Genomic DNA, 16214 nt, shown 5'->3' with positions numbered 1-16214 from the left:
ATCAAATGTACGGTATGACATGCTTATTGGCAAGATTTACAGCAATGCCGTTTTCCACCAGGCCTTGATACAGGTTGAGACATTGCGCCATGGCAATGGTAATATCCCGCAATCATCTAAGGAGTCGTCATGGCGGTCATGCATCAACATCTACCCCTGGAACAAGTTCGTCCTGGCATGGTCTTGTCGGATGTCTTGCTCGATGCGCATGGACAAGTGCTGTTGCCGCAAGGCGCGGTATTGACGGAAAACATGCTGGCCCTGATGCCGCGCCACAACATCGACATGCTGCCGATCCAGGCGCCGCCCCCCTCGCCCGAAGAAATCGCCGCGCAACAGGCGGCCGACAGCGAACGACTGGCCTACCTGTTCCGCAAGCATGACCCCGAGGATCCCCTGGATGCGGCCACCACCTTGCTGCGCAGCTATGTCACGGCTTACCGCCTGGGCACGGGAGAGGCAGCATGAGCACCCAGTTGACGCTCGACGATATCGTCGCCCACCTCGACGACCTGCCATCGCTGCCCGCCGTCGTCATGGAACTATTGAACAGCATCGACCAGGAAGACGTCGATATTTCCGTGCTGGCCAAAAAAGTATCGTACGACCAGGCGCTGACGGCGAAAACCCTGCGCCTGGCCAACTCCTCGCAATATGGCTTGCAGGTGAAAGCCACCACCATCCAGCAGGCGATCACTTACCTGGGCTTCCAGACCACGCGCAGCCTGATCACGTCGGCGGCCATCACGGGTTGCTTCCCGGAAGGACGCTGCCCCGGTTTCGACGACAAGGCCTTCTGGCGCCATTCGGTGGCGACGGCCGCCTGCGCCAAGGTGCTGGCGCGGCAAATCCGCTTCAACCAGGATTACGCGTTCACGGCCGGCTTGCTGCACAACATCGGCCGCCTGGTGCTGGTCAGCAGTTTTCCCGCGCACTATGCGCAAGTCATCGCGCACCAGGCGGCGCACGATTGCAGCCTGCTCGAAGCGGAGCAAGCCGTACTGGGCGTGGATCACGTGCAAGCTGGCGTGGCGCTGGCCGAACACTGGAATTTTTCCGACACGATGCGCCTGGCGCTGGGTAACTATCTGCAGCCGGACACGCCGGGAGCAGGCTTCCTCGCGTCGCTGATCCACGTGGCCAATGCCGTCGTCTGCGCGCTCGACCTGGCGCAGGCGGGCGACGACATGGTGCCGCGCGTCTCGCCGGTAGCCTGGGATGCGCTGGGCCTGGGCGAAGACACGTATCTGCAGCTGTTCCGCGAGACGGAACTGCGCTATGACGAAATCACCTCGGCACTGCTGAGCTAGACATGGCCGCAAACGCAAACGGCTCTCGCTGCGAAGCGAAAGCCGTCAAGGGTATTGCGGTGTGTCCATGCTGCCCGCTCCACGCCGGCCTGTTGCCGCCAGCAGTTACGCAAGCGGCACAGTCAGCGCGCCACCGCCGCATCAGTGCGCGTAATTCGATTCTTGCGCATCGCCGCGGTCTTCCGCTTTTGGACGGCCCTGGGCATCGGACAGACGATACTTGGTGCGGCGGTCGCCCATCAAGTCGCGCAGGTCACGGATGCTCATGCCCGTCACTTCGTGCATGCGGATCAGCAGCGAGGCGCCGACCGGCAAGCGGTGATGGCGGATCTTGCTGATGACGGGTGGCGCCACTTCGAGCAGACGCGACAGGGCTGCATCGTTTTTCAGCTGCATCTTGCTCAGCAGAATATCCAGCAGGTGGTTCGGGTTGTAACTCTCTTGCGATGCTAATGCATGATGTGCCATGATTTTTCCTCGTCTGGTGAATGTAGAAAATAATGCCGATACGAACTTAAGGCTGGCTTAGAGTGTTCAAATAAACGTCTGTCATCGGATTCAGCCCTCCCCCGCCTTTCCTCCGTATCGCACTGCCTGCACAGGACTCGCACAGCCACGCCCAGCCAACGTACGCAATTTGCCGCGTGAGTAAAAGCACGTGCAATTCACTGAAATGAATTGCATATAAGGCAATATACTAGCCCAAACACGCGGCATCTGCGCCTCGCGCAAACTTCCTGATTGTTAAATATCAATCAAGCTGCTGGTTGGCTTGGCAACGATGCTATTTCAACACATTAGGATGCCAGCGGGCGCACACAAGGCTTTGCAGCAACTTGTTACAAATCAATGGTGTCACACGGCAATAAATGCTTTTGGGCATCACGACGCAGGGCCACATATACAGGCGACAACCTTGTCGGCAAGGTAAGCACAACATGGCCCGCCCCGGCGATTTACGCTAAACTATGGCCTGAACTTGCAGCGAGCCTGCCGCCGGGCAGCTAGAGGCTGCCCGGCCGGTCATCCGCCGCCTCCCGCCCCGAGCGGCGCACAGCGCAAGCCCCCTGCCCAGCTTATTTGCAGCCACACTGATTTGCTCCATTATTTGTCCCACTTATTTGCCGCCACATTTACCGATAAGCACCCGACGCCATGCAGAAAAAAGTATTCATTAAAACCTTCGGCTGCCAGATGAACGAGTACGACTCGGACAAGATGGCCGACGTGCTGGGCGCCTCCGATGGCCTGGTGCGCACCGACACGCCGGAAGATGCCGATGTGATCCTGCTCAATACCTGCTCCGTGCGCGAAAAGGCGCAGGAAAAAGTGTTTTCCGACCTGGGCCGCCTGCGCGAGCTGAAACTGGCCAAGCCGCACCTGCTGATCGGCGTGGGCGGCTGCGTGGCGTCGCAGGAAGGCGACGCCATCGTCAAGCGCGCGCCGTATGTCGACATGGTCTTCGGCCCGCAAACCCTGCACCGCCTGCCGCAGATGATCGAACTGCGCCGCGCCAGCGGCGACGCGCAAGTGGATATCAGCTTCCCGGAAATCGAAAAGTTCGACCACATGCCGCCAGCCAAGGTGGAAGGCGCCTCGGCGTTCGTGTCCATCATGGAAGGCTGCAGCAAATATTGCAGCTACTGCGTCGTGCCCTACACGCGCGGCGAGGAAGTGTCGCGCCGCTTCGAGGACGTGCTGACGGAAGTGGCGGGCCTGGCCGCCCAGGGCGTCAAGGAAATCACCCTGCTGGGGCAAAACGTCAACGCCTACCGTGGCGCGATGGAAGGCGGAGACATTGCCGACTTCGCCCTGCTGCTCGAATACGTGGCCGACATCCCCGGCATCGCGCGCATGCGCTTCGTCACCAGCCACCCGAAAGAATTCACGCAGCGCCTGATCGACGCCTATGCGAAGATCCCGCAGCTGGTCGACCACCTGTATTTGCCCGCGCAGCACGGTTCCGACAAGGTACTGGGCGCCATGAAGCGCGGCTACACGGGCCTCGAATACAAATCCATCATCCGCCGCATCCGCGCCGTGCGCCCGAACATGGCCATTTCGTCCGACTTCATCGTCGGTTTCCCCGGCGAGACCCAGGCCGACTTCGACGCGATGATGAAGCTGATCGCCGACGTGGGCTTCGACAACAGCTACAGCTTCATCTTCAGCAAGCGCCCCGGCACGCCGGCCGCCAGCCTGGAAGACGACACGCCGCATGAAGTCAAGCTGGCCCGGCTGCAGCAATTGCAGACGGCCATCGACGCCAACACGCGCAAATACAGCCTGTCCATGGTCGGCACCGTGCAAACCATCCTCGTCGAAGGCCGCTCGAAGAAGGATACCAATGACAGCGAACTGCAAGGCCGCACGGAAAACAACCGCGTGGTCAATTTTGACGCCGGCCCTGACGGTTTGCAACTGATCGGCCAGCTGGTCGACGTGCGCATCACCGAAAGCCATTCCTACACCCTGCGCGGCGAACTCGTCGCCAGCGCACCCGCATTGAAAAGAGCCAGTTGAAAACCAAAGCCCCGATACAGCCGCATTACTTCATCCCCGAGCCGCTCGACAACACGCGCCTGGCGCACCTGTGCGGCCCCCTCGATGAAAACCTGCGCCAGATTTCCGCCGCCCTCGACGTGACGATCTTCCGCCGCGGCGAGAAATTCATTGTCGGCGGCAGCAATGCCGAACGCGCCGTGGAAATCCTCGAACAGTTCTACGCCATCGCCAACAAGGTCGTGCCGCTGGAAGAAGTGCAGCTGGCCCTGGTAGAACAGCGCGCGGGCCTGTCCGCCGCCTCGGAACACCACGCCAACGCACCCGTCAGCACCTTCGTCGAGCCGGATATCGCCAGCCCCGTGCTGAAAACGCGGCGCGCCGACCTGCGCGGGCGCACGCCGCACCAGATCGCCTACCTGCGCGACATCCTCGAGCACGACATCAGCTTTGGCGTCGGCCCGGCGGGCACGGGCAAAACCTACCTGGCCGTCGCCTGCGCCGTCGACGCGCTCGAACGCGACGCCGTCAAGCGCATCATCTTGACGCGCCCCGCCGTCGAAGCGGGCGAACGCCTGGGCTTCCTGCCGGGCGACCTGGCGCAAAAGGTCGACCCGTATCTGCGTCCCCTCTACGATGCGCTGTATGATTTGCTGGGCTTTGACCGCACGCAAAAACTGTTTGAAAAACAGGTGATCGAGATCGCCCCGCTGGCCTACATGCGCGGACGCACCCTGAACCACGCCTTCGTCATCCTTGACGAGGCGCAAAACACCACCGTCGAACAGATGAAGATGTTTTTGACGCGCATCGGCTTCGGCAGCAAGGCCGTGGTGACGGGCGACGTCACGCAAGTCGACCTGCACAAGAGCCAGACGAGCGGCCTGATCGACGCCGTGCACGTATTGAAAGACGTGCGCGGCATCGGCTTCACGCAATTTAACAGCACCGACGTGGTGCGCCATCCACTCGTCGCGCGCATCGTCGACGCCTATGAAACGGCGCAGGCGGCCAACGCCGACGCCGCTCAGTTACTCCCCTTGTTGAAACCAGCTGCCGCCAAAAATGTCCGAAAAAAATAAACTGTCCCTGTCCGTGCAATACCCGGACGCCCGCCTGGAAACCCTGATCACGCGCCCGAAAGTGCGCCGCTGGGTCAAGGCGGCCCTGTTCGCCCCCGCCGAATTCACCATCCGCTTCGTCGACGCGGAAGAAGGCCGTACCTTGAACCGCGATTACCGCGAAAAGGACTACGCCACCAACGTGCTGACGTTCGCCTACAACGAAGGCGAAGAGTTAAGCGACGACGAGCCGACGCGCGCCGACATCATCCTGTGCACCGACGTGCTGGAAAAGGAAGCGGCGGAACAGAAGAAAAGCGTGGAAGAGCATACGGCCCATCTGATCGTGCACGGCGTGCTGCATGCGCAGGGCTACGACCACATGGATGACGAAGAAGCGGCCGAAATGGAGGGACTAGAAACGGACATCCTGGCCAAGCTCGGCATCACCGACCCGTACAAGGAGTAAGCAGATGGGAACCTGGGCCACTGACGCCTTCGGCAACGACTACGCCATGGATTGGGCGCAGGACTTGCACGAATATAAAACCCTGGAACTGGTCGAGACGACGCTCGACAACGTCATCGACAGCCAGGAAGCGGAGCTGGAAGCGCCGTTCGCCGCCGAAGCGCTGGCCGCGCTGGAAGTGATCGCGCGCCTCTTGGGCAAGCCGGGCGAGGACGATCCGGCCACGGCGGAAGTGGACGAGTGGGTGGCCGCCTGCAAGAAGAAGGTGACGCCGCCGCTGCTGGACAAGGCGCGCCTGGCCTTCGAGCGCATCACGGCGGAATCGTCGGAACTGCGCCAGCTGTGGCAGGACAGCGAGCATTTCGCCGACTGGCAAGCCGACGTGGCGGCCTTGCGCGCACGCGTGCTGGGCCCGGACGCCGCGTAAAACATCGGGCAACGGCGCACTTCAACGTATTAAATTTGCATCAAAAGCGGGGAAATCCGGTATTCCCCCACTTTTGGTGTATCCTATATCCCTTCGCAACAACGGCTCACGCCTCCTATGCCCGAGCACCCTAGTGGCGTCAGAACTGACGTCAAGCCCCACCGGTCACTGTTTGAACGCCTGACCGCACTCATTTCCCCCGAGCCAGAGAACCGTGCAGAATTGCTCGATGTTCTACACGATGCGCATGAACGCAAGCTGATCGATGCCGACGCCCTGTCGATGATCGAAGGCGTGTTTCAGGTATCGGATCTCTGTGCGCGCGACATCATGATTCCCCGTTCGCAAATGGATGTCATCGACATCAGCAAGCCGATCGAGGAATGGATGCCGGAAGTCCTGTCCACCGCCCACTCGCGCTTCCCCGCGATCGAAGGCGAGCGCGACAAGGTCATCGGCATCCTGCTGGCGAAAGACTTGCTGCGTTATTACGCAGAAGAAACTTTCGACGTCCGCGACATGCTGCGCCCCGCCATCTTCATCCCCGAATCGAAACGCCTGAATGTGCTGCTGCGCGATTTCCGCGCCAACCACAATCACATGGCCATCGTCGTCGATGAATACAGCGGCGTCGCCGGCCTGATCACCATCGAAGACGTGCTGGAACAGATCGTCGGCGATATCGAGGACGAATACGACTTCGACGAAGCCGAGGACAATATCCTCTCGCTGAAGGAAGGCCAGTTCGGCCCCCGCTGGCGCGTCAAGGCGCTGACCGAGATCGAACAATTCAACGAAGAAGTGGGCAGCCACCTGGTGGACGACGACGTCGACACCATCGGCGGCCTCGTGTCGAAGTACCTGGGCCGCATGGCGCACAAGGGCGATATTTTCGACCTGGGCAACCTGCGCTTCGAGGTGCTGCGCGCCGATGCGCGCCAGGTGCACGTGCTGCTCGTCGAGCGCCTGCCCAACGTGCCGGAACTGGAACTCTGACATGCGCGTCCTGTAAATGCGTTTCAGACGCGCCGACCCCAACGCCCCCGCCAAACCGCCCCGCAGCACCTGGGCGCGCATGCTGACTGCCGCCATCGCCGGCGCCGTCGCCGTGCTGGCGTTCGCCCCTTTCGGCTACTGGCCGCTGCAAATCCTCAGCCTGGGCATGCTGTTCTACCAGGTGCTGCGTTCGTCCAGCGTCAAGGGCGGCGCGCTGATCGGCTGGGCCTACGGCTTCGGCTGGTGCGCGGCCGGCACGCACTGGCTGTACATCTCCATGCACCGCTATGGCGACATGGCCGCGCCGATTGCCGCCGTCGCCGTGGCCCTGCTGGCCCTGTTGATGGCCATTTACGTGGCCCTGGCCATGGGCGCTGCCGCCTGGCTGCGCCAGCGCTGGGTGCTGTCCCTGCCCGCCATGACCCTGCTGGTGCTGCCCGCGACCTGGACCCTGTTCGAATGGACGCGAGGCTGGCTGTTTACGGGTTTCCCATGGCTGGCCACCGGTTACGCCCACAATGCCAGCCCGCTGGCCGGCTTCGCCCCCATCGTTGGGTCATATGGCCTGGGCTGGCTGGCGGCGCTGTCGGCCGGCGCCCTGCTCTTGCTCACGCACCGTACGCGCTGGTTCGCGCTGGGCGGCCTGATCACGCTGTACGCGGCCGGCATCGGCTTGCAGTACGTGGCGTGGACGCACCCGGTCGGACGTCCGATCACGGTGCGCCTGCTGCAGGGCAATGTGCCGCAGCAGCAGAAATTCGACCCCGGCTTCGTGCTGGGCGCCCTGCAGATGTACCAAAGCGCCATCACCAGCGCGCCGGCCGACCTAATCGCCACGCCGGAAACGGCCGTCACCGTGCTGCCGCACCAGCTGCCGCCCGGTTATCTGGATAGCCTGGCGACGTATGCGCGGCAGACGGGCAGCTCGATTTTGGTCGGCATGCCCGTGCTCGACGAGCAGCAGCGCTTCTACAATGCGGCCGTGGGGATCACGCCCAACGGCACGCCGGGACCGTACTACCAGTACCGCAAGCACCACCTGGTGCCATTCGGCGAATTCGTGCCGCCCGGTCTGCACTGGTTTGTCGCCATGATGGCCATCCCGCTGGGCGACATGGGCCGCGGCGCCGAGGTGCAAGCGCCTTTGGCCGTGCGCGACCAGCTGGTGCTGCCGAATATCTGCTATGAAGACTTGTTTGGCGAGGAAATCGCCGGCCAGCTGGCCAGCGCCCACCGCAGCGGCAAGCAGTCAGCGTCCGTGCTGCTGAATATCTCGAACCTGGCCTGGTTTGGCGACTCGATCGCCATCCCGCAGCATCTGCAGATCTCGCAGATGCGCAGCCTGGAAACGGGCCGCCCGATGCTGCGCTCGACGAATACGGGCGCCACCGCCGTCATCGACGGCAAGGGCGTGGTGCAAAGCCTGCTGCAGCCGGAACAGCAAGCCACCCTGGCGGCCAAGGTGCAAGGCATGGGCGGCATGACGCCATACATTCTTTACGGCAACAAACTGGTGCTGGCCCTGGCCGCGCTGGCCCTGCTGACGGCCTTCCTGCTGTCGCGCGCCGCCCGCCGTGGCCGCGCCGCGCAGCAATAAGCGGCCGATATTGCCCGAAGAGTCACAGTGGGCCCGTAAAAACCGCTAAAATTAGCAAAACTCCGGCCCGGACGCGCTGCCAAGCATGCGTCCGGGCTTCAAGCAAACCTTAACAAAGCGCAGCCTCCCGCGCGGCGAACTCATACGATGCTCACATTTCAACAAATTATCCTGACCTTGCAAACCTATTGGGACAAGCAAGGTTGCGCCCTGCTCCAGCCTTACGACATGGAAGTCGGCGCCGGCACCTTCCACACCGGCACCTTCCTGCGCGCGATCGGCCCGGAGCCTTGGCGCGCCGCGTATGTGCAGCCTTCGCGCCGCCCGAAGGATGGCCGCTATGGCGAAAACCCGAACCGCATGCAGCACTATTACCAGTATCAGGTGGTGCTCAAGCCCGCGCCGGAAAACATCCTCGACCTGTATCTGGGTTCGCTGGCCGCGCTGGGCCTGGATTTGAAGCAGAATGACGTGCGCTTCGTCGAAGACGACTGGGAAAGCCCGACCCTGGGCGCCTGGGGCCTGGGCTGGGAAGTCTGGCTGAACGGCATGGAAGTGACCCAATTTACCTACTTCCAGCAAGTGGGCGGCCTCGATTGCAAGCCCGTGCTGGGCGAAATCACCTACGGCATCGAACGCCTGGCCATGTATCTGCAAGGCGTGGAAAACGTGTATGACCTGGTGTGGACCGAGTGGGAAGAGAACGGGGTCACGAAAAAACTGACCTATGGCGACGTCTTCCACCAGAACGAAGTGGAGCAATCGACCTACAACTTCGAGCACGCGAATACGGACCTGCTGTTCGAACAGTTCGGCAACTACGAAGCGGAAGCGAAACGCCTGATCGAGCTGCAACTGACCCTGCCCGCCTACGAAAAGATCATGAAGGCTTCGCACAGCTTCAATATGTTAGATGCGCGTGGCGCCATCTCGGTGACGGAACGCGCCGCCTACATCGGCCGCGTGCGCACCCTGTCGCGCCTGGTGGCGCAAGCGTATTACGACTCGCGCGAGCGCCTCGGTTTCCCGATGCTGCCCGCCGCAAACCAACCCGCCGCCGCTTGATTGCCTAGCTCATACACCGCCGTACCAGACAAGAACACCATGAACCAAACACTGCTCATCGAACTGCTGACCGAAGAACTGCCGCCGAAAGCGCTGGCCAAACTGGGCGCCGCCTTCACGGCCGGCATCGTCAACGGACTGAAAGCGCGCGACTTCCTGGAAGCCGACAGCGTCGCCACCAGCTACGCCTCGCCGCGCCGCCTGGCCGTCTCCATCACCAACGTGCGCGAAGTCTCGCCCGATAAATCGATCCGCGAAAAAGTCTTGCCCGTCTCCGTGGCGCTGGACGCGAACGGCAACGGCACCCCGCCGCTGGCCAAGAAACTGGCCGCGCTGGGCTTCCCCGACCTGACGGTGGCCGAGCTGGAACGCGCCGCCGACGGCAAGGCTGAAAGCTTCTTCTACACCTACACGGCACCCGGCAGCCAGCTCGCCACGGGCGCGCAAGCTGCCCTGGCCGAGTCGGCCGCCAAGCTGCCGATTCCAAAACTGATGAGCTATCAGCGCCCGGATGGCAGCACCGTGCAATTCGTGCGCCCGGCCCACAGCCTGATCGCCCTGCACGGCATCAATATCCTGCCGTTGACCTTGCTGGGCTTGACGGCCGGCCGCACCACCCTGGGCCACCGCTTCCTCACCGACGGCGCGCCGATCACCATTGCGCACGCGGAAAACTATGCACCGTCGCTGATCCTCAACGCCAGCGTCATCGCCAGCAACGAAGAACGCAAGGAGCGCATCCGCGCCCAGCTGCTGGACAAGGCCGGCGCCGACCAGGTGCTGATGCCCGAAGCGCTGCTCGATGAAGTCACGGCCCTGGTCGAATGGCCGGTCGTGTATGAGTGCCACTTCGAGGAAGAATTCCTGGCCGTGCCGCAGGAATGCCTGATCCTCACCATGCAGACGAACCAGAAATACTTCGCCTTGACGGACAGCGAAGGCAAGCTGCGCTCGCGCTTCCTGATCGTGTCGAACATCGAAACGGACACGCCCGAACACATCATCGGCGGCAACGAGCGCGTCGTGCGCCCGCGCCTGTCGGACGCCAAGTTCTTCTTCGAGCAAGACAAGAAGAAGACCCTGGCATCGCGCCTGCCGCTGCTGGCCAACGTCGTCTACCACAACAAGCTGGGCACGCAAGCTGCCCGCACAGAAAGAGTAAAAGCATTAGCCGGCGCCATCGCCGCCAAGCTGCAATATGACGTGCCCCTGGCCGAACGTGGCGCCCTGCTGGCCAAGGCCGATCTGCTGACCGACATGGTAGGCGAATTCCCCGAGCTGCAAGGCATCATGGGCACGTACTACGCGCGCCATGACGGCGAAGCCGAGGAAGTGGCGCTGGCCGCGTCCGAGCATTACCAGCCGCGCTTTGCCGGCGACAGCCTGCCATCGACCGCCACCGGCACGGCCGTGGCGCTGGCCGACAAGCTCGAAACCCTGGTCGGCATCTGGGCCATCGGCCTGGCGCCGACGGGCGACAAGGACCCGTTCGCACTGCGCCGCCATGCCTTGGGCGTGCTGCGCATGCTGCTGGAAAAACGCCTGCCATTGTCGATCCAGGGCTTGCTGGCCGACGCCGCAGCGCAGTTCGCAGCCGTTCCCGGCTTCAAGGACCCGGTGGCCGACGTGACCACCTTCATGCTCGACCGCCTGCGCGGCATCCTGCGCGAGCGCGGTTTTTCGCCGAATGAAATCGAAGCCGTCGTGGCGCAAAACCCGGACCGCCTGGACGACATCGTGCAGCGCCTGGAAGCCGTGCAGGCGTTTGCCGCCCTGCCAGAAAGCGCCTCGCTGGCCGCCGCCAACAAGCGCATCACGAACATCCTGAAAAAGAACGAAGAAGCCGTGAGCCAGGTCGCCGCCGGCGGCGTCAACGTGGCGCTGCTGCAGGACGAGGCGGAGAAAAAACTGGCCGCCGCCGTCTCGCGCGTGCAGCCGGAAGTCGACGCGGCCTTCGCCAAGGGCGACTTCACCAGCACCCTGCAAACGCTGGCGCAGCTGCGCGACGATGTCGATGGCTTCTTCAACGACGTGATGGTGATGGCCGAGGATGTCGCCCTGCGCAACAACCGCCTGGCCTTGCTGTCGTCGCTGCACGGCATGATGAACCGCGTGGCAGACATTTCGAAGCTGGCGGCATAATGGGCACGCCGGCGCTGAAGCTGATTATTCTCGACCGCGACGGTGTCATTAACCATGACTCGCCGGACTTCATCAAGTCGCCGGCCGAATGGCTGCCGATCCCCGGTTCGCTCGAAGCGATCGCCCGCCTGAACCAGGCCGGCTATCGCGTCGTCATCGCCTCGAACCAGTCGGGCATCGCGCGCGAATATTTCGACATGACGGTCTTGAACGCGATCCACCAGAAAATGCATACATTGGCGCAGCAGGTAGGCGCCGATATCGATGCCATCTTCTTTTGCCCGCATGCGGGCGCGGACAATTGCGATTGCCGCAAGCCGAAACCGGGCATGTTCCATGAAATATCGCAGCGCTACAACACCAGCCTGAAAGGCGTGCCCACGGTCGGTGATTCGCTGCGCGACCTGCAGGCAGGCTTCATCAGCGGCTGCGTGCCCTACCTGGTCTTGACGGGCAAAGGCGAAAAGACCAATGAAACGGGCGGCTTGCCGCCTGGCACCCAGGTCTTCCCCGACCTGGCCGCCGTCGTCAGCCACCTGCTCAAGGCGCCGGCGGCAGCGGCGCCCACAGTGGCATTCAGTATCTAATCTTCGGAGAACCGCATTGCGTAATATTTCCCTGTTCCTGCGATCCCTGCTGTTCATGATCATCATGATCGTGGCAACCATCGTCTGGGCCTGCGTGTGCTTTTTTGCCGCGCCATTGAGCTATAACAAGCGCTATTGGGTCACCTCGCGCTGGAACGTGTTTATCCTGTGGTGTGCCAAGGTCATTTGCGGCATCCGCTATGAAGTCAAGGGTGCCGAGAACTTCCCCGATGCGCCGGCCATCGTGCTCTCGAAGCACCAGTCGGCCTGGGAAACCATCTTTTTGCTTCCCAGCCTGCCACGCCCGCTCGTATATGTGTTCAAGAAGGAGATTTTGTACATCCCCTTCTTCGGCTGGGCCATGGCGCTGCTGCGCATGATCCCCATCGACCGCAAGCAGGGCAAGCATGCGTTCAAGAGCGTCGTCGCGCATGGCAAGCGCCGCCTGGCAGATGGCCAATGGATTATCATGTTCCCTGAAGGTACCCGCATTCCCGTGGGCCAGGCGGGCAAGTACAAGAGCGGCGGCACGCGTTTGGCTATCGCCACGGGCGCCGTGGTGGTGCCGATTGCGCATAATTCAGGCGAGTGCTGGCCCAAGCAATCGTTCCTCAAACGCCCGGGACTGATCACCGTCTCGATAGGCAAACCGATTTCGCCGGAAGGGCAAACCCCGGACAGCATGATGCAACAGGTGGAAAATTGGATAGAATCAGAAATGCGCGTCATTTCGCCTCACGCCTACAACGCTGGCTAGACGGCATCAGCGCGGTCATCCAGGAGCCGACACTGCGCCAGCAGATGAAGACCATCAGGGTCGGCGACCAGCAACTGGATTTGTTCGCGCATGACGTCTCGACCAGCACGCCCCCGGCGGTGCGCCCCACGGCACCGCCAGCGCCGCCCGTGGCGCCACCGCTAGTGGCACCCGCGCCCCCCATCACTCGTCCTGCCCCGCCTCCTCTGCCTTCCCCGCCACGCACCGCCGATGGCCCGCCACTGCGCCAGCTGCAACTGGGCAGCCACCTCGTCGAATTTGCCCTGCGCCGTTCCACGCGCCGTTCCATCGGCTTCATGATCGACGATAACGGCTTGCGCGTCACGGCGCCCAAGCGCGTCACCCTGGCCGAAATCGACAACGCCATCCGCGCCAAGCAAGGCTGGATCGTCTCGAAACTGCTGGAACGGGGCGAGCGCAAGGTGCAGCGCCAGCAGCGCCCGCCCGTGGCATGGATCGACGGCGCCGTGCTGCCCTACCTCGGCGGCGACATCACCTTGCGGTTGCACCAGGCACCGCGCCACCGCGCCAGCTTCCAGCGCGAGACGAATGAGCTGCACGTTTGGGTCACGCCCACGGGCAGCGAACAGCAGTTGAAGGAAAAAGTGAAGGGATGGTTCCAGCACGAAGCGCGCCAGCTGTTCGAGGCGCGCCTGGACGTGTATGCGGACAAGCTGGGCGTGCAGTACGATTCACTGTCGCTATCATCGGCCGGCACGCGCTGGGGCAGCTGCACCATCGAGCGCAAGATCCGCCTGAACTGGCGCCTGATCCATTTCGCCCTGCCGCTGATCGACTACGTGGTGGCGCACGAACTGTCGCATCTGCTGGAAATGAACCACAGCCCCCGCTTCTGGGCCACCGTGGAATCGATCTATCCCGATTACGATGGGGCCAAGCAGGCGCTCAGAAAACGCTCGCAGGAATTACCAGTCCTGTTCAATTAAGCTGGCAGCAAAGGCTGGATCGCAGCGATCGTGCGCGGCGTGGCGCCCCGATGCTGGCTGGCAAACGCCAGCGCTTTTTCTCCCATGGCCGCCAGGCGCGCGGGATCCTGCAGCAGGGCCGCCGCCTGCGCCATCAGCGCGTCGGCGTCCGCCACCAGCGCGGCGCCGCCGGCGGCAATCGCCTGCTCGGTCACCAGCGCAAAATTGAAGGTGTGGGGGCCGATCAGCACGGGCTTGCCCAGGGCCGCCGGCTCGATCAGGTTTTGCCCGCCCAGCGGCAGCAGGCTGCCGCCCACGAAAGCACAATCGCAGGCTGCATAGTACGCAAACATCTCGCCCATCGAGTCGCCCAGCAGCACCTGCGTGCCCGCAGCCACGACGCCATCCTGGCCCAGGCCGGACCTGCGCTGCATGGCCAGGCCTTGCGCCAGCACCAATTTTTCCACCTCGTCGAAGCGCTGCGGATGACGCGGCACGATCAAGAGCAGTGCATTCGCGGGCAGGCTGGCGCGGGTCAAGGCGTCGAGAATCAATTGTTCTTCCCCTTCGCGCGTGCTGGCGCACAACAGCACGGGACGTGTGCCGATGGCGCCGCGCAGCCAGGCGCCTGTCGCCAGCGCCGCCTCGGGCACGACGACGTCGAACTTGATGCTGCCTGTGACCACCACGTCCTGCACGCCCAGCTGACGCACCCGATCGGCATCGTCCTGCGTCTGCGCCGCCACCAGGGTGATGCCGCGCGCCGCATCAGCAATCAATTTGCCCAGGCGCTGCGCCTTGCCCAGCGATCGCTGCGACAGGCGCGCATTGGCCAGCACCACGGGCACTTTGTAGCGATTGCATTGGTGGATCAGGTTTGGCCACACTTCCGTCTCCATCAGGATGCAGATGCGCGGCGCGAAATGGCGGATGAAACGGGCCGGCATGGCGCCCGTGTCATACGGCAGGTAGCTTTGCACCAGGCGCGCCCCGTGTCTGGCGAACAGGGATTTCCCCGTGGCGCGCCCCGTCGGCGTCATGTGCGTGAGGACGATGCGGCACGCGGGCCATGCGGCCAGCAGCGCATCGATCAACGGCTCGGCCGCGCGCGTCTCGCCGACGGAGACGGCGTGCAGCCAGATGGTGTCGGTAGCGGATGTCGGCCGACGTCCATAAAAGCCCAGACGCTCGCCCCAATGCTGGCGATAGCCGGGTTCCTGGCGTCCGCGCAGCCACAGCCGCGCCAGCACCAGGGGCAAGGCCAGCCACCAGGCAAGGGTATAAAGAAGTCGCATGTTTGTTTGATGTTGAAGTCAGGCGGTTGAAGTCAGGCGGGAGGGTGGTCGGCCAGCAGGCGCCGCGCCGCGGCCAGCACTTCCGGCACGCCGGGCGGCGCGCCCTTGTCGCCCAGGTTGATGATTTTCGGCGACCAGTTGCCTTCCGTTTTCCACAGCGGCGAATCGGCATAGATTTCCACCGTCGGACGTACAAAGGCGGCGGCGATATGCGTCAGGCCCGTGTCGACGCCGATCACCAGCGCCGCATGGCGCGCCAGCAGGGTGGCGTCTTCCATCGATAGCTTCGGCAGCAGGCACGCGTTGGGCAGGCTGGCCGCCAGTTGTTCGGCTTCCGCCTTTTCCTTGGGCGAACCCCAGGGCAGCAAAATCGGCATGGGAGCGAGCGCGTGGCCCAGGGCGATCCAGTTCTCCGGCGCCCATTTCTTGGCGTCACGCGCCGTGCCGTGGAAATACACGCAGTAGGGCGCCTCGCCCATCCAGTCCGGACGCGCTTCGCTGGCCGATATGTCCGGCAAGCCGAAATCGGCCGGCGTATCGACCGTATAGCCGAGCGCCGCGCCGGCCACCAGGCGACCGCGCGCTACCGCATGTGTACGCGGATCGAGCGGAATGCTTTTCGTATGAAAAATGCGCGAGATACCTTCGTAGCCGGAGCCTTCGCTGCCATTGGCCAGGCCGACTTTCTGTCCGCCCGGCGCCAGGCGCGCGGCACCCATGATGATGCCCGTCTTGAGCAAGCCCTGGGTATCGAACACATAATCGTAGCGCGTCTGCCGCAGGCTGCGGAAGAAGGCAGCGATTTCCGCGCGCGTTTCTTTCTTGCCCAGGCTCTTGCGCCAGCGCCGCAGCGCGAACGGGAAGATGGTGCCCACGCGCGGATTCAGGCACACCAGGCTGACATAACCCTCTTCGACCACCCAGTCGATGGTCGCATCCGGATAATGGCGGGCGATATCCGCCACCATCGGCAGGTTATGCAGTACGTCGCCCAGCGAGGACACCCGCACCAGCAGGATTTTCAAGGGCGCCTGTGCGCCAGCTTGGCCGGCCATGCTG

Annotated in this window: 16 protein-coding genes; 13 read left to right on the top strand and 3 right to left on the bottom strand. The window is 63.1% G+C overall.

The genetic code is table 11. The features are described from left to right. Window positions 1-138 precede the first annotated feature (138 nt). A complete protein-coding gene (locus tag OX459_RS02005) occupies window positions 139-468 on the top strand; it encodes a hypothetical protein (protein ID WP_306508788.1) in 330 nt (109 codons plus the stop codon). Further along, on the top strand, window positions 465-1310 hold the full coding sequence (locus tag OX459_RS02000) for an HDOD domain-containing protein (RefSeq protein WP_289903568.1): 846 nt from the start codon (window positions 465-467) through the stop codon (window positions 1308-1310). The genes OX459_RS02005 and OX459_RS02000 overlap by 4 nt, the downstream gene beginning before the upstream one ends. A 141-nt stretch (window positions 1311-1451) precedes the next feature. Here OX459_RS02000 and OX459_RS01995 read toward each other — a convergent pair whose 3' ends face one another. Then, the gene (locus OX459_RS01995) at window positions 1452-1778 is read right to left on the bottom strand and encodes a hypothetical protein (RefSeq protein WP_034746769.1); all 327 of its coding nucleotides are present in this window, start codon (window positions 1776-1778) and stop codon (window positions 1452-1454) included. A gap of 687 nt (window positions 1779-2465) precedes the next feature. Between OX459_RS01995 and miaB the strand changes: the two genes are divergently transcribed. The 11 genes from miaB (at window position 2466) to OX459_RS01940 (ending at window position 13881) form a co-directional block, all read left to right on the top strand. Further along, a complete protein-coding gene (gene miaB / locus OX459_RS01990; protein ID WP_289903567.1) occupies window positions 2466-3833 on the top strand; it encodes a tRNA (N6-isopentenyl adenosine(37)-C2)-methylthiotransferase MiaB in 1368 nt (455 codons plus the stop codon). Next, window positions 3830-4894, top strand: a complete 1065-nt coding sequence (locus OX459_RS01985) for a PhoH family protein (protein ID WP_099666560.1) — start codon at window positions 3830-3832, stop codon at window positions 4892-4894. Before miaB ends, OX459_RS01985 begins: the two co-directional genes overlap by 4 nt. Further along, a complete protein-coding gene (gene ybeY / locus OX459_RS01980; RefSeq protein ID WP_099666559.1) occupies window positions 4878-5342 on the top strand; it encodes an rRNA maturation RNase YbeY in 465 nt (154 codons plus the stop codon). The genes OX459_RS01985 and ybeY overlap by 17 nt, the downstream gene beginning before the upstream one ends. 4 nt (window positions 5343-5346) lie before the next feature. Then, window positions 5347-5769 carry a DUF4259 domain-containing protein gene (locus OX459_RS01975; protein WP_099666558.1) on the top strand — a complete coding sequence of 141 codons (423 nt, stop codon included), beginning with the start codon at window positions 5347-5349 and terminating at the stop codon, window positions 5767-5769. A gap of 117 nt (window positions 5770-5886) precedes the next feature. Next, a complete protein-coding gene (locus OX459_RS01970) occupies window positions 5887-6765 on the top strand; it encodes a transporter associated domain-containing protein (protein ID WP_071075558.1) in 879 nt (292 codons plus the stop codon). Window positions 6766-6781: 16 nt separating this feature from the next. Further along, window positions 6782-8362, top strand: a complete 1581-nt coding sequence (lnt, locus tag OX459_RS01965; protein ID WP_289903566.1) for an apolipoprotein N-acyltransferase — start codon at window positions 6782-6784, stop codon at window positions 8360-8362. A 147-nt stretch (window positions 8363-8509) separates the two neighbouring features. Further along, the gene (gene glyQ, locus OX459_RS01960) at window positions 8510-9427 is read left to right on the top strand and encodes a glycine--tRNA ligase subunit alpha (RefSeq protein WP_289903563.1); all 918 of its coding nucleotides are present in this window, start codon (window positions 8510-8512) and stop codon (window positions 9425-9427) included. 39 nt (window positions 9428-9466) lie between these two features. Continuing rightward, window positions 9467-11569, top strand: coding sequence for a glycine--tRNA ligase subunit beta (gene glyS, locus OX459_RS01955; RefSeq protein WP_289903561.1), 2103 nt, complete (start codon window positions 9467-9469; stop codon window positions 11567-11569). Next, a complete protein-coding gene (gmhB, locus tag OX459_RS01950) occupies window positions 11569-12156 on the top strand; it encodes a D-glycero-beta-D-manno-heptose 1,7-bisphosphate 7-phosphatase (protein WP_289903559.1) in 588 nt (195 codons plus the stop codon). The genes glyS and gmhB overlap by 1 nt, the downstream gene beginning before the upstream one ends. A 16-nt stretch (window positions 12157-12172) precedes the next feature. Then, entirely contained in the window at window positions 12173-12913 is a 741-nt protein-coding gene (locus tag OX459_RS01945) for a lysophospholipid acyltransferase family protein (RefSeq protein ID WP_034746739.1), read from the top strand. Between the two features lie 44 nt (window positions 12914-12957). After that, window positions 12958-13881 carry a SprT family zinc-dependent metalloprotease gene (locus OX459_RS01940; RefSeq protein WP_289903556.1) on the top strand — a complete coding sequence of 308 codons (924 nt, stop codon included), beginning with the start codon at window positions 12958-12960 and terminating at the stop codon, window positions 13879-13881. Here the strand turns inward: OX459_RS01940 and waaA are convergent. Both waaA and waaC read right to left on the bottom strand, forming a co-directional pair. Further along, window positions 13878-15155, bottom strand: coding sequence for a lipid IV(A) 3-deoxy-D-manno-octulosonic acid transferase (waaA, locus tag OX459_RS01935; RefSeq protein WP_289903555.1), 1278 nt, complete (start codon window positions 15153-15155; stop codon window positions 13878-13880). The genes OX459_RS01940 and waaA overlap by 4 nt on opposite strands. 32 nt (window positions 15156-15187) lie before the next feature. Further along, window positions 15188-16210: a lipopolysaccharide heptosyltransferase I gene (waaC, locus tag OX459_RS01930; RefSeq protein WP_289903554.1), complete on the bottom strand. Its 1023-nt coding sequence runs from the start codon at window positions 16208-16210 to the stop codon at window positions 15188-15190. Window positions 16211-16214: the final 4 nt, after the last annotated feature.

Origin of the sequence: Janthinobacterium sp. SUN026 (assembly GCF_030397625.1) — a bacterium.
In the GTDB taxonomy this organism is placed as follows: domain Bacteria; phylum Pseudomonadota; class Gammaproteobacteria; order Burkholderiales; family Burkholderiaceae_D; genus Janthinobacterium; species Janthinobacterium kumbetense.
This window is presented reverse-complemented; position numbering and strand designations above follow the sequence as displayed.

Excerpts from the sequence above, each read along its gene's own strand:
- OX459_RS02000 (WP_289903568.1), top strand. The coding sequence starts at position 465 with ATGAGCACCCAGTTGACGCTCGACGATATCGTCGCCCACCTCGACGAC.
- gmhB (WP_289903559.1), top strand. The coding sequence starts at position 11,569 with ATGGGCACGCCGGCGCTGAAGCTGATTATTCTCGACCGCGACGGTGTC.
- glyQ (WP_289903563.1), top strand. The coding sequence starts at position 8,510 with ATGCTCACATTTCAACAAATTATCCTGACCTTGCAAACCTATTGGGAC.
- OX459_RS01995 (WP_034746769.1), bottom strand. The coding sequence starts at position 1,778 with ATGGCACATCATGCATTAGCATCGCAAGAGAGTTACAACCCGAACCAC.
- OX459_RS01970 (WP_071075558.1), top strand. The coding sequence starts at position 5,887 with ATGCCCGAGCACCCTAGTGGCGTCAGAACTGACGTCAAGCCCCACCGG.
- OX459_RS02005 (WP_306508788.1), top strand. The coding sequence starts at position 139 with ATGCATCAACATCTACCCCTGGAACAAGTTCGTCCTGGCATGGTCTTG.
- OX459_RS01940 (WP_289903556.1), top strand. The coding sequence starts at position 12,958 with ATGAAGACCATCAGGGTCGGCGACCAGCAACTGGATTTGTTCGCGCAT.
- waaC (WP_289903554.1), bottom strand. The coding sequence starts at position 16,210 with ATGGCCGGCCAAGCTGGCGCACAGGCGCCCTTGAAAATCCTGCTGGTG.
- waaA (WP_289903555.1), bottom strand. The coding sequence starts at position 15,155 with ATGCGACTTCTTTATACCCTTGCCTGGTGGCTGGCCTTGCCCCTGGTG.
- OX459_RS01975 (WP_099666558.1), top strand. The coding sequence starts at position 5,347 with ATGGGAACCTGGGCCACTGACGCCTTCGGCAACGACTACGCCATGGAT.
- miaB (WP_289903567.1), top strand. The coding sequence starts at position 2,466 with ATGCAGAAAAAAGTATTCATTAAAACCTTCGGCTGCCAGATGAACGAG.
- ybeY (WP_099666559.1), top strand. The coding sequence starts at position 4,878 with ATGTCCGAAAAAAATAAACTGTCCCTGTCCGTGCAATACCCGGACGCC.
- lnt (WP_289903566.1), top strand. The coding sequence starts at position 6,782 with ATGCGTTTCAGACGCGCCGACCCCAACGCCCCCGCCAAACCGCCCCGC.
- glyS (WP_289903561.1), top strand. The coding sequence starts at position 9,467 with ATGAACCAAACACTGCTCATCGAACTGCTGACCGAAGAACTGCCGCCG.